The following is a 12,605-nucleotide window of genomic DNA, read 5'->3' on the forward strand; positions in this document are numbered from 1 at the left end:
GCTATGCCTCCCCTGCTCCCTGCGATACGCTGAAACACGAATGGCGACAGAGAAGGCGCTGCTGCTCATCGCGGATATCGGCGGCTACACCCGGTTCATGAAACACCACCGCTTCAGTCTCGCGCACGCGCAAGACACGGTGGCGCAGTTGCTCGAAGCCGTCATCGACGCCTCCGGCAAGCTCAAGCTCGCGAAGCTCGAAGGGGACGCGGCGTTCTTCTACGCCGTCGGCGACGACTGCAGCGTCCTGGCCCGGCAAATCGCCGACATCCGCCGCGCCTTCCTCGCCCGACGCGAGCGGCTCATCGTCGACCGCATGTGCAAGTGCGAGGGCTGCATGCAGGTCGGCGGCCTGACGCTCAAGTTCGTGGCCCACTCCGGAGAGGTCGCCTTCCAGCGCGTGAAGCACCTCACCGAGCTGGCGGGCGTGGACGTCATCCTCGTGCACCGGATGCTGAAGAACGACGTCCCCGTGTCCGAGTACTTCCTGATGACCGACTCGGTGCACCAGCGGCTCCAGCCGGAGCTGCGCCAGCTCACCCGGGGGCTCGAGCACGAGTTCGAGGGCCTGGGCCGCACTGCCACGCACTACCTGGACCTGAACGAGAGCGCCCAGGAGCTGCCCGCGGCGATTGGCCCCAGCCTGCCCCGCAGGTGGTGGCACAAGCTGACGCAGGAGGCGCGCTCGCTGAAGTACGTGCTCGGCTTCCAGCAGGCCTGCCAGAACTTCCGCAACGTCGAGGTGGTCGACGCCCAGGAGGCCGCGCCCTCCTCCGACGTGCCGCGCTCCTGAACAGAGAGCAGCTCAGGCGGGCGCGCCCGTGGCACTCGACGGGGTCTGCTGACGGATGAACCGCCGGAACTCTCCCGGCGTCCGCGCGTGGACGCGCTGGAAGGCCCGATTGAAGGCCCCGGCGGACTCGTACCCGACGGCGTCAGCGACCTCCGCGAGCCCCAGGTCTCCGTCCCGCAGCAGGCAGCCCGCCTTGTACATCCGCCAGCGCGTCAGGTACTCCAGCGGCGTCTCACCCACCTTCGCCTTGAAGTGCAGCGCGAAGGCGGAGCGCGACATGCCCGCGATGCGGGCGAGCGCCTCGACGGACCAGGGCTGTGCGGGCGCGTGGTGCATGGCCCGCAGCGCGGCCCCGAGCGGTGCGTTCCCCAGCGCCGCCAGCCACCCCAGCTCCCCCGCGCCTCCCGACGTGTAGTGCGCGCGAATCATCTGCACGAAGAGAATCTCCGCCAGCCGGTTGATGACCACGGGTGAGCCGATGGCGGACGTCGCGGTTTTGAGCGCCAGGAGATTGAGCGTGGCCCCCAGCGCGCTGGCCTGCGCCTCGTCACCCCGCACACAGAGGACGCTCGGCAACAGCTCGAAGACCGACTGGCCGCTCCACGCGTCGAACTCGAACAGCCCGGTGATGACCTGGGTCGCCGCGCCGCCACCGCCAAAGCGCAGGAGGTCTCCCGTCTTCGTGCGGATGAGGGCCTCCCCATCCTGGGCGCGCGTGCGCGGCGCATCGCGCACCGTGACGCCCAGCCCGGCCGCGACGACGTAGCAGTCCCCGCCGCGCAGGGGGATGGCCTTGGGCTCCCCTGTCACCTCCAGCCAGCAGCTCCCCCGCGTCACCAATCCGAACTTCGCGTGCGGTGAGCCAGGGAACCGCACGCCCCAGGGCGCGGTCGCCTCCATCCGGCAGTACAGCGCGCTCCGGACCCGCATCGCGGTGAACACGTCGCTGAAAGGGTCGACTCCCGATGGAGCCGCTCCGTCTGGACGATTGGACACTTCATCTGGAGTTCCAGGCACTGAAAGTCCTCCGCTCGGGACGTACTGTACTTCGCGAAAGAGAGGTTCCCACATGATTCTGGTCACTGGCGCGAATGGAACGGTCGGCAGCCTGGTCGTTCAGCAGCTCGTCGAAGCGGGGCAGCGAGTGCGCATCCTGGTGCGCGACACGGCGAAGGCGTCCAAGCACGGCGGCGCCGTGGAGGTCGTCCAAGGAGACCTCGCGAGACCCGAGACACTCGGCGCGGCCTTCGCGGGCATCGAGAAGCTCTTCCTGCTGACGACGGGGCCCGCGCGAATCGAGCTGCACGGGCTCGACGCGGCCAGGGCCGCTGGCGTGCGCCACGTCGTGAAGTTCTCCTCGATGGGTTTTGGTCCGACCCGCGACGCGCTGGCCATCGGCAACTGGCATCGTGACGTGGAGGCGGCGCTGGAGTCCTCCGGGCTCGCGTGGACCGTCCTGCTCGCGGGCGGGTTCAACACCAACGCGCTCGGCTGGGCGCACACCCTCAAGACGCAGGGCACCGCGTTCGCCGCGACGGGAGAAGGAAAGGTGGCGGTGGTGGACCCCAGGGACCTCGCCGCCGTCGCGGTCGCCGCGCTCACCCAACCGGGGCACGAGGGCAAGCGCTACGAGCTGACCGGCCCCCAGGCGCTGAGCTTCGACGAGCAGGTGGCGCTCATCGGCGCGGCGGTGGGAAGGCCCCTGCGCTTCGTCGACGTGCCTCCCTCGGCGGCACGCGACGCGATGTCGCAAGCGGGCATGCCCGCGCCGCTCGTCGAGGGGATGCTGGAGGTAATGGCGACCATCAAGGCCGGCGGCGCCGTGACGGTGTCCCCCGCCATCGAGCAGGTGCTGGGACGCAAGCCCCGCACCTTCGCGGCCTGGGCGAACGAACACGCCGCCGCGTTCAGGTAGCCCCGCGACAGCGGTCCTCCTTGGGCTCGCCGCGCGCATCGCCGCCAGCGAGCCCCCTCACCTCGTCTTCCGGAAGAACCCCCATGCCCCTCGAATCACTCCGTCCCAACGCCCCCATGACGTGGACGCGGCCCCACATCCTCCACCTGCTCCAGTCGGGCCTGCGTGCCTCCGTGCCCACCGTCCTCCTCGCGACGCTCGCCATGGAGGCACGGCCCCATGCGCACGGCCTCTCCTTCTTCCCGGAGCTGCGGTACGCGGTCCTGGCTCCCGTGTATGTCCTCGTCGCGGTACTCGCCGCCTTCGGCCACGGCTGGCTCACCGGGCGAGTCTCCCGGCCCCGTTCGATGCTGGCGACCGCCACACTGGGACTGGCGCTGGTGCTGCTCCTCGGGATGGCGGTGCTGGGCCGTGACGGACTCGCCGTCGCGGCACTCCCCGCCTTCATCACCGTGGCGTTCGCCGTGGCCTGGCTCGCTCCACGCGCGGTCGAACAGCCCTCGCGCTCACGCGTGCGGACAGTCGCCCTCGTGCTCCTCGGCACGCTCGAAGCCGCGGGCGTGGTGACGGCGCTCGCGGGGGAGCACGAACTGCCCCACGGCCCGGAGTCCCTCGTCGGCGAGATTCCTCGCGCGATGTTCGACGCCGAGCACCGGTTCGTCGACCTCCCCAGTGGCGCGCGCATCCACTACGTGGACGAGGGCACGGGCGACACGCTGCTCTTCCTGCACGGCAACCCCTCGTGGTCCTTCCAGTGGAGGGATTTGATTCGAGGACTGCGCGGCTCCTACCGCTGTGTCGCCCTCGACTACCCGGGCTTCGGCCTGTCGACAGCGCCTCCCGGCTTCGGCTTCACGCCCGGCGAGCAGAGTCGCGTCCTGGAGGAGTTCGCGGAGCACCTCGGCCTTCGCGACGTGACGCTGGTCATGCAGGACTGGGGCGGTCCCATCGGCACGCACTTCGCGGCGCGGCGCCCCGAGCTCGTCCAGCGCGTCATCCTGGGAAGCACCTGGGCGTGGAAGACGAGCACGAGCGAGCCCCGGGGGATGTGGTCCGTCATCGCGGGCGGCCCCATTGGCGCGTTCGCGCAGCACCACTTCAACGCCATCGCCTCCTTCGGGCTGAAGGACAGCATCGTCCGGGAGCTTCCTCGCGACGTGCGCGACGTCTACCTGCGGCCCTTCCAGCCACTCGAGCGCCGTGGCATCGCCACTTTCTATCCAGGGCAAATCACGAAGGCGCACACCTTCTTCGAGGAGGTCGAAGCGGGCCTGCCTGCCCTCGTCCACAAGCCGGCGCTCATCTTCTGGGCGCTCGACGACCCCGGCTTTCCTCAGGCGGACCGTGTCCGCTGGGAACAGACGTTTCCGAGCCACCACACCATCGAGCTCGCCAACGCACACCACTTCTTCTTCGAGGACCACGCGGACACGGTCGTCTCCGAGATTCGCGCGTTCATGTCGTCGGAGCTCGCGAGGAACACCACCGTGCCTTGAGGAGTCACACGCTTCATCGAACGAACCAGCGCTCGCGTCGGATGCGGAGTTGAGCGGCCTCGGGTACCTTGCCGAACAGCCTCTCGCCCGACGAGATGCACCAGGGGGATGTTCGTGAAGCTTTATTTCATGCCTGGAACTCGAGCCACCCGCCCGCGAGCGGCTCGTCCTACCCAGGGTCGCGCTTCGCTGAGTCGACCTTGAAGTGGAACCAGGAGGACAGATGATGAACCAGCTCGCATGTGGCCATGCCGCACCTCTCGCGGGACAGTGGTGTGCGCACCTCGCGGAGGACGAGGACGCGGGCTACCACGTCCGCTTCACGGGTCAGGGCGTCCACCACGACCTGCTCTGCGAGGACTGCGCGCGGGTGGCCCTGCCTGGCCAGGAGTTCCGGAGCATCTGCGCGGCCTGCCAGCACGTGAGGTTGGGGAGGACCTCCGCGCTGATGGGCATCATCGGCCGCCCCGGCGTGCGCACGCGGGCGACCGCGCTCCACTTCGAGCACCGGGAGCACTCCCTCCCCGCACTCGCGGGCCAGACGCTTCGCGGCCTCATCGCGCTGGGCACCGAGCCTCGCTCGCAGTGGCTCGCGGTGAACGAGCAGGGCGAGCTGCTTCGCCTCGACCTCGAAGAGGGCTCGCTCACGCGCACAGGCGTCGTGGGCACGGGGACGCTCGACCTCTCCGCCGAGCTGGCGCCGCACGTCTCGCCGTGCGGGCGCTACGTGGCGGTGGTGAACTCGCGCGGCGCGAAGGGCCTCGTCATGGAGCTGGCCTCCGGCAAGGTGACGATGCCGCTGGACCGGGGCTCGTACCATGAGAAGCGCTGCGAGTTTCCCGTGGCCTTCTTTCGCGACGGCACCAGGACGCTGCTGGCGCACGCGACGGCCTGGAACCGACTGGACGTGTCGGACCCGGCCACCGGGGAGCTGCTGACACCGCGAGAGTCCACCCGGCGAGGCAAGCCCGGCGAGCCCCGGACACAACACGAGCTCGACTACTTCCACTGCGGCCTGACGGTGTCTCCGGATGGGAACTGGCTCGTGGACGACGGGTGGGTCTGGCACCCGGTGGGCATCCTGACCGCCTTCTCCCTGCGGCGCTGGGTCCACGAGAACGTCTGGGAGTCCGAGGACGGCCCCTCCCTGAAGCAGTTGCGCGAGTGCTCGTACCACTGGGATGGCCCGCTGTGCTTCGTGGGCCCGCGCACCCTGGCCGTCTGGGGCTTCGGCGGGGATGTCGACACCCTGCTCGACGCCGCGATGCTCTTCGACGTCGAGACCGGGAAGCTGGTGCGCTGGTTCCCGGGACCGCGCGGAGCGTTCAGGTGCGATGGGAACCTGCTGCTCGTGAGCGCGAAGGACACGGGCACCACCGTGTGGGATGTGGAGACGGGCGAGCGGCTCCTCCAAGACTCCACCGTGGTGCCCACGGCGTGGCACCCGGCGGCCCGCCGCTTCCTGACGGTGCTGCCCGACGGCCTGCTCCGGGAGAGCAGCTTGAGCGGCGCGGCCTGGTGACGAGCGCCCCCCGGAAGTCGACGCGGCTCAGGCCGGGAACACCGCCAGCTCCAGCCGCCCCAGACGCTCCGGGTCGAAGATGGATTCGAGGGCGCGGACCTTCCCATCGCTGATGGTGAAGACGAGGACAGAGAGCAGCCGTCCTCCCGGAGCCACGATGAGTCCGACCTTTCCGTTGATGAGCCCCAGTTGAGCGAAGCCGCCCCGGGCCGCGTTGATCTGCGCCTGCCGGGCAACCTCTCTCGCCCCGCGAGCCTCCCTCGGTGCTCCCGCGGGCAGGACCCGCGCATCCGTGCGCGCGACGATTTCGGGGTCCAGCACGGCGAGCAGCGCGTCGAGGTCTCCACTGCGCGCGGCGGAGAGAAAGGCGGCGACGACGTCTCGCTGCGCGGTGAGGCCCCCCTCCGGTGACAGGGCCGCGCCGTGTACGCGACGACGCGCGCGGCTGGCGAGCTGCCGGGTCGCCGTCGCATTGCGCCCGACGATGGGCGCTATCTCGTCGAACGTCAGGGAGAACATGTCGTGCAGCACGAAGGCGATGCGCTCGGGAGGGCTCAGGGCTTCGAGCACCACGAGCAGCGCGAACCCCACCGAGTCCGCCATGAGCGACTCCTGCTCGGGGTTGCCGCTGGCCGCGTGACTGGCGAGCAACTCCACGCCCTTGCTTTCCGCAGGCTCCTCACGGCGCGACTCGCGTGAGCGCAACTGGTCCAGGCACACGCGCGAGACGACCGTGGTCAGCCAGCCCCGCAGGTTCGCGACGTCATGGGTGTCCGCCCGGCTGAAGTGCAACCAGGACTCCTGGACGGCGTCCTCCGCGTCGCTGAGTGAACCCAGCATCCGATAGGCCACGGCTCGCAAGTGGACCCGGTGTGCCTCGAAGCCCTCGGCCCGCAGATTCTTTTCGTCCACCGGTCACACTCTTTCGCTGAGGTCCGTCACCGCGGCGCCGAACGTAACGCAGCCGGAATGACACGCACGCGGATGTTCGGTCCACCCATCAGCCAGGGCCCTGGAGGCCCTTGGAGCGTCCTCACCATGAACTCCCGCATGAAGAACCCCGCGATGGTCGTCCCCGAGGCCATGAATGCACTGCAGGCTCTGGCAGCGGCCACCCACAAGGGCGGCGTGCCGCAGAAGACGCTCGACCTGGTCCACCTGCGCGCCAGTCAAATCAACGGCTGCGGCGTCTGCGTGGACATGCACCCGCGCATGGCCAAGAAGGCCGGGGAAACCGATGACCGCCTCTTCGCGGTGGCCGCCTGGCGCGACACGACCTACTTCACCGACGCCGAGCGCGCCGCGCTGGCACTCACCGAGTGCGTCACCCGGCTCAGCGACCGCTCGGACCCCGTCCCCGACGACGTCTGGAAGGAAGCGGCCCGGCACTACGACGAGACGGCCCTGGGGACCCTGGTGATGTCCATTGGCCTGGTCAACCTCTGGAATCGGCTCAACGCGACGACGCGGCAGGTGGCCAACCCCCACGCCCGCTGGTAGCGCGGCGTCGGCTCGCCGCGCTCCCGGTGGAATCCGAGGTTCAGGAGGCGACCAGGACCTCGGAGAGCGCGGCGCGGACTCGCTTCAGCAAGTCGGCGTGCTCCAGGGGCGCGCGCAGACTTCTCGCCGACACCGTCAACGTCGAGAGGTCGAGCCTCCGGTCTGGCGGAACGGAGAACTGGTCCGACAGCCGCCTCAGCGCGGGACCGAAGTAGTAACCCACGCGCGTAGAGAAGACGCTCGTGGGGGTTGCCTGGCGCGCGTTGCGCCGACAGCCGAGCATGAGCTGATAGGACATGATCCGCTTGGGACCGGTCGGGCGCGGCCCCAGGGTGAGCAGCACCTGCTCACCCCTCTCGTTCGGCGAGGCGAACCGGACCTCGAACTCGATGGCCTTGGCCTTGGTCATCAGCCTGTCGAACGCCAGGCATGCGGAGCCGGGCTTTCCGCCTGGGGGCGGACGGTAGTTCCTGGCGCCCTCCATCTTCGCCTTGTCGGCATGCTCCGGGGGAATCAAGGCCTTCGTGAGGTTGGCGCCGTTGAAGATGGCGCCCTTGAGGTTGCACGACAGGAACCTCGCGTGGCGGAGGTCGGCCTGGGTGAAGTCGCAGTCACGCAGGTCGCACTCCTCGAACTCGACCCGGAACAGCTTCGCGCCCTTGAACGAGGAGCCCTTCAGGTTCCAACCCTGGAGGGTCGTCGCTTCCTTCCACGGAGGAGAACGCGTGAGCCGGGCCTCCGTGAAGTCACTCTTCAGGGCCTTCACGCCGCTCACGAAGCCGGCCTCCACGAGGTTCGTCCGCCGGAACGACGAGCCACTCACGTCGTGGACACCCAAGGAGGCCGAGGCCCAGAACGAAGCCTTCAGCCGCGCACTGGAGAAGTCACCCTTGCGCCGGGCGACCAGGGGCTGCTTCACCAGCTTCGGCTTCTTCGCCGACACCTTCTTCTTTGGGGGCAGTTGCTTCTCTATCCAGGCATCGTAGGCCGTCGTTCCGAAGACGTGCCCCTCCACGAGGTGCTGGAGGTACTTCTCATCCGTCACTTCCACCGAGACGTCGAAGTGATGAAGACGCGCCCAGGCGGCGTCCAGGAAGAGCCCCTTCCCCTTCTGCTCGAGAGGGGAAATCTCGTCGATGATCTTCTGCAGCCGCCCTTCGCCGACCGCGTTGTGCCGCGCGAGGAGGCGAGAGCGCGCCACGAAGCGCGGCGTGTGTTCGGCGTGCCACGCGGCTTCCCAGACAGGGGGGCCGCCCAGCTCCGCATGAAGGGGCGAATCCGCCTTGCTTGATTTCTTCGCCAGGGCGACCCGTTCCCTCGCCACGGCCTTCGGCAAGCCCCTCACCAGAAACCCGGTAGGGTCAGCGCGTCTCCTCGCGTCCAGGAGCAGCATCAAGCCGAAGGCGCGACCTGAAGCGTAGTCCGTCAAGCCGCCACCAAAGCCGGTCAGACAGTGCAGGGTGACTTCCCGCCCCGCTGTCTTTCCCACCCGCACATAGTAGTTATCCGTGGACACGAGGTCCTCCGCTCGAGGCTGCTGTCAGCAACGGCCCTCATCTGCCCACGGAATGTCAGCGATACAAAGCGGTATCTCCGATGTAGGTGCCATTCAGTCACCGGTGCCGTGATGACGCGGCGACTTGTCCGGGCCGTGGGCTCGCCATCAGCCGAGCGCGGGGTAGTCCACGTAGCCTTCCGCGCCCGGTGTGTAGAGCCGCTGGAAGTCAGGGGCCGCGAGTTCGGCATCGCCCTTCATCCGTGCGACGAGGTCAGGGTTGGCGATGAAGGGCCGGCCGAAGGCAATCAAGTCGGCGCGTCCCGCGTCGAGCGCGGCCTGCGCGCGGTCACGGGTGAAGCCCCCGTTGAGGATGATGGGCCCGCCGAAGGAACGTCGGATGGCGTCCGCCGTCGCGGTGAACCCCTTCTCCACGCTCGCGATGAGGTGAACGTAGACCAGGCCGCGCAACTCCCGCGCCAGCACCGTGTACTGCTCCTGGACACCCTCGTGGGCGGGCAGGTCGTTGTAGGTGCTGTAGGGCGAGAGCCGGATGGCCACGCGCTCCGCGCCGATGGCCTCGGACACCGCCCGCACCACCTCCACGACGAAGCGGGCGCGGTTCTCCGCGCTGCCACCGTAGGCATCCTCGCGACGGTTGGTGTGCGGGTGGAGGAACTGCTCCAGCAGGTAGCCATTGGCGCCATGGAACTCGACGCCGTCGAAGCCCGCCGCGATGGCATTGCGCGCCGCCTGGACCAGCTCGTCGCGAGTCGCGCGGAGGTCCGCCTCGCTCATCGCCTCCGGGGACGGATACGGCTGCAGGCCCGCCTGGTCCGTGTACATGGTGCCCTCGGGACGCACGGAGCTCGGCGCGAGGATGCGGGCGTTCGCCGGGAGGTTGTGCGGATGCGCGATGCGCCCCACGTGCATGAGCTGGGCGAAGATGCGCCCGCCCGCCTCGTGGACGCTCCGGGTGATGGCGCGCCACCCGTCGACCTGCTCCGGAGTGAAGAGGCCCGGGATGCGGGCATAGCCCAGCGCGTTCGGAGACGGCGCGATGCCCTCGGTGATGATGAGCCCGGCGGAGGCACGCTGCGTGTAGTACTCGCGCATCAGCGCGTTGGGCAGCGCGCTCGGCGCCCGGCTGCGAGTCATTGGCGCCATCACGACGCGGTTGGTGAGTTCGGTGGGGCCCAGACGGTAGGAAGAAAAGAGGTTCATGAGTCCGCTCCTTGGCGGGGTGACGCCAGGGAATGTGCTCCCGTGGAGCATTGTGGCCAATCGAATGATTTGGGAAGTACTGTCCGGCCATGCGGACAATCCGTCAGGCGGACCCCAACGCCGTCATCGCGTTCCTGGAGGTCGCCGAGCAGGGCAGCTTCCGGGGCGCCGCGCGCAAGCTGGGCATCCCCAAGTCGACGCTCAGCCAGCGGGTGGCGGGGTTGGAAGAACACCTCGGCGCGCGGCTCTTCGCGCGGACCACGCGCAGCCTGACGCTCACCGACATTGGCGCCAGCTACCAGCGCGAGGTCGCCCCGGCCATCGCCGCCTTGCGCGACGCAGAGTCCGTGGTCGGCAAGCTCCAGGCCCATCCGAGCGGGCGCCTGCGAATGACGATGCCCTTCGAGATGGGGCAGAACGTGCTCGACACCCTGCTCGCCGTCTACGCCTCCCGCTATCCCGAGGTGAAGCTGGAAGCGGACCTCACCGACCGGCGCGTGAATCTGGTCGAGGAGGGCTACGACATCGCGGTCCGCGCAGGCACCCTGGACGACTCACGCCTCATCGCCCGGCGCCTGGGCGCGCCCCAGCAGATAGGGGTGTTCGCGAGCCCCGCATACCTGCGTCGCGCGGGCACGCCCAAGGAGCCTCGGGAGCTCGTGAAGCACCGCTGCCTGGCGATGACCGGCTCCAATACGCCGACGACGTGGACCTTCCGGGGAGACAAGAAGCCGCTCTCCGTGTCCATCGTCCCGAGCGTCGCGGTCAACAGCTTCCGGGTGCTGGTCGCCCTGGCCGTAGCCGACGTGGGCCTCGCGCGACTCTCCCAGATTCACTCCGCCGAGGCGGTGGCCGCCGGAACACTCCGTGAAGTGCTCCAGCGCTTCGCGCCACCTCCCGTGCCCCTCTTCGCCGTGTACCCGAGCGCCCGTCACGTGTCGCCGGCCGTGCGCGCGCTGCTGGAGCTGCTCACCGAGCACTTCCAGTCCCATCCCTGGTCACCCACCTCCCGATGACCCACGGGAGGCGTACGGACGTCGTGCGGGAGACGGCGGCTCGTGAACGCGGGCCCCTCCCTTCAGCCCGTATTGGCAGTCCAGGTCAGGCACCCCACCCTCCCGTGCCTTTTTTCGGGCTGGAGAGGAGAAGACATGCGGGCAAGACTTGGGTGGGCCCTGTTGGCGCTGGGACTCGCGGGGTGCGGAGTATCCCCTAGCACCGAAGGGATGCAGCCGGACTCGGATGGGCGTGGCGTCCGGGAATCGGCGTGTCCGGCCGGGGTCGCCTCGCGCCTGAAGGTCATCACACCTCCAGGCACGGGGCCCGTCATCATCAGCGGGCAGCTCTTGGGAACCGAACAGCTCGTCAACGCGAACGGGGTGCTCTACTTCGGCACCAACTTTCACGATGGCAGCGCCGTCCTCTGGCGCACGGATGGAACGTCATCCGGCACCACGGTGGTGAGAGCCTTTCCACCGTCCATGCGAGGCCCGCCTCGTCTGGGCGGACTGGTGGCCGTGGGCGACCGGGTCTTCTTCGAACTCGATGACACGGCCACCGGAAACGAGCTGTGGGTCAGCAATGGAACGGAGAGCGGAACCCGGCTCGTGAAGGAGCTGGTGCCCGGCATGGACGGCGTCTACGTGCATCACCTCACCTCACTCAACGGTCTGCTCGTCTTCGTGCGCACCGTGTCCCTCCCCTCCCCGATGGTGCTGCGACGCGAGGTCTGGCGCTCGGACGGCACCGATGCGGGCACCTTCCGGGTGGTCGTCCTCCCCTCCGATGTCGAGGTGCGCTACACCTCGCTGAAGGTGGGGCAGGCGCTGCACCTGTTCCTGTCCTCGGAGGCCCAGGGCACCACGCTCTGGCGCACCGACGGCACCTCTTCGGGGACGTTCGCCGTGAAGAGGCTGGACGCGCGCAGCACGTACGTCCACCACGTGGGCCATGCGGGAAACCTGGGGCTCTTCGTGCTGGATGACGGCCCCAACGACGAGGTGTGGAAGACGGATGGCACCGCCGCTGGAACCGTCCGGCTGGAGTCGTTCGGCAAGTCCACGGGACTGATTGGCGCGCTGGGCTCGTCCGTCTACCTGACCACGCTGTCCGCGGACACGAAGCGGCTGCACGTCGAGCGCATCTCCCTGAATGGTGGAGGCAAGACGCGCATCATCACCCTGCCCAATCCCTACGCGCACCTGCCGGACGCGACGCCCTACCTCCAGAGGACGACCCTCTCCGGAGGGAAGCTCTACTTCACCGTGGCCATTGGCGGCAGCGGCCCCGCGCCTCGGGACGTGTCGCTGTGGGTGTCGGATGGAACGGCGGCCGGCACCCAGTTGCTCCACCACCCGTTGGACTTGAGCGACGAATCCAACTCACCCCTCTTCGCCACCGGCGAGGGCACCGTCTTCTTCAGTGCATCGCAGGATGGCCTCTACACCGAGCCCTGGTTCACCCGAGGAACCCCGGCGACCACGGGCCGGCTCGCGGACATCAACCCCGGCACCTGGGGCTCTTCACCAGATGGCTTCGCGCGGCTGGGCTCGCGCGTCTACTTCTTCGCGAGCGACGAGACGGGCGAATACCAGCTCTGGTCCACGCCCGTCGGTGCCCACTGTCCCCCAGGTGTGGCCGCCGAGAAGTAGCCACGCACG

Annotated in this window: 11 protein-coding genes; 7 read left to right on the plus strand and 4 right to left on the minus strand. The window is 68.9% G+C overall.

Features of this window, described 5'->3' with window-relative positions; all coding sequences use genetic code 11:
• Nucleotides 1-40: 40 nt before the first annotated feature.
• Complete coding sequence (locus tag HUA75_RS22785; protein ID WP_174462712.1) at nt 41-793, plus strand: DUF2652 domain-containing protein; 753 nt, start codon at nt 41-43, stop codon at nt 791-793.
• 12 nt (nt 794-805) lie between these two features.
• Here the strand turns inward: HUA75_RS22785 and HUA75_RS22790 are convergent, their stop codons facing one another.
• Nucleotides 806-1,864, minus strand: a complete 1,059-nt coding sequence (locus HUA75_RS22790) for an AraC family transcriptional regulator (protein WP_174487601.1) — start codon at nt 1,862-1,864, stop codon at nt 806-808.
• On the opposite strand from HUA75_RS22790, the gene HUA75_RS22795 reads away from it, so the two are divergent.
• The 3 genes from HUA75_RS22795 to HUA75_RS22805 all read left to right on the plus strand — a co-directional run bounded on the left by HUA75_RS22795 (nt 1,863) and on the right by HUA75_RS22805 (nt 5,726).
• Nucleotides 1,863-2,708 (plus strand): SDR family oxidoreductase, encoded by an 846-nt coding sequence (locus HUA75_RS22795; RefSeq protein ID WP_174487602.1) that lies wholly within the window; start codon nt 1,863-1,865, stop codon nt 2,706-2,708. The genes HUA75_RS22790 and HUA75_RS22795 overlap by 2 nt on opposite strands.
• Before the next feature lie 83 nt (nt 2,709-2,791).
• Complete coding sequence (locus HUA75_RS22800; RefSeq protein ID WP_174487603.1) at nt 2,792-4,204, plus strand: alpha/beta fold hydrolase; 1,413 nt, start codon at nt 2,792-2,794, stop codon at nt 4,202-4,204.
• A gap of 223 nt (nt 4,205-4,427) precedes the next feature.
• Entirely contained in the window at nt 4,428-5,726 is a 1,299-nt protein-coding gene (locus HUA75_RS22805) for a WD40 repeat domain-containing protein (protein ID WP_217446233.1), read from the plus strand.
• 27 nt (nt 5,727-5,753) lie between these two features.
• On the opposite strand, the gene HUA75_RS22810 is transcribed toward HUA75_RS22805, so the two are convergent.
• Nucleotides 5,754-6,638, minus strand: a complete 885-nt coding sequence (locus HUA75_RS22810; protein ID WP_174487605.1) for a sigma-70 family RNA polymerase sigma factor — start codon at nt 6,636-6,638, stop codon at nt 5,754-5,756.
• 126 nt (nt 6,639-6,764) lie between these two features.
• Between HUA75_RS22810 and HUA75_RS22815 the strand changes: the two genes are divergently transcribed.
• A complete protein-coding gene (locus HUA75_RS22815) occupies nt 6,765-7,226 on the plus strand; it encodes a carboxymuconolactone decarboxylase family protein (protein ID WP_141641480.1) in 462 nt (153 codons plus the stop codon).
• A gap of 40 nt (nt 7,227-7,266) precedes the next feature.
• Here HUA75_RS22815 and HUA75_RS22820 read toward each other — a convergent pair whose 3' ends face one another.
• Together HUA75_RS22820 and HUA75_RS22825 are read right to left on the minus strand one after the other, a co-directional pair.
• Nucleotides 7,267-8,742 (minus strand): pentapeptide repeat-containing protein, encoded by a 1,476-nt coding sequence (locus tag HUA75_RS22820; protein ID WP_174487606.1) that lies wholly within the window; start codon nt 8,740-8,742, stop codon nt 7,267-7,269.
• Between the two features lie 147 nt (nt 8,743-8,889).
• Nucleotides 8,890-9,945, minus strand: a complete 1,056-nt coding sequence (locus tag HUA75_RS22825) for an alkene reductase (RefSeq protein WP_174487607.1) — start codon at nt 9,943-9,945, stop codon at nt 8,890-8,892.
• An 89-nt stretch (nt 9,946-10,034) separates the two neighbouring features.
• Between HUA75_RS22825 and HUA75_RS22830 the strand changes: the two genes are divergently transcribed.
• The gene (locus HUA75_RS22830) at nt 10,035-10,961 is read left to right on the plus strand and encodes a LysR family transcriptional regulator (protein ID WP_174487608.1); all 927 of its coding nucleotides are present in this window, start codon (nt 10,035-10,037) and stop codon (nt 10,959-10,961) included.
• A 135-nt stretch (nt 10,962-11,096) separates the two neighbouring features.
• Nucleotides 11,097-12,596 carry a hypothetical protein gene (locus HUA75_RS22835; protein ID WP_174487609.1) on the plus strand — a complete coding sequence of 500 codons (1,500 nt, stop codon included), beginning with the start codon at nt 11,097-11,099 and terminating at the stop codon, nt 12,594-12,596.
• Nucleotides 12,597-12,605: the final 9 nt, after the last annotated feature.

This window comes from Myxococcus sp. CA040A (genome assembly GCF_013336725.1).
In the GTDB taxonomy this organism is placed as follows: Bacteria; Myxococcota; Myxococcia; order Myxococcales; family Myxococcaceae; genus Myxococcus; species Myxococcus llanfairpwllgwyngyllgogerychwyrndrobwllllantysiliogogogochensis.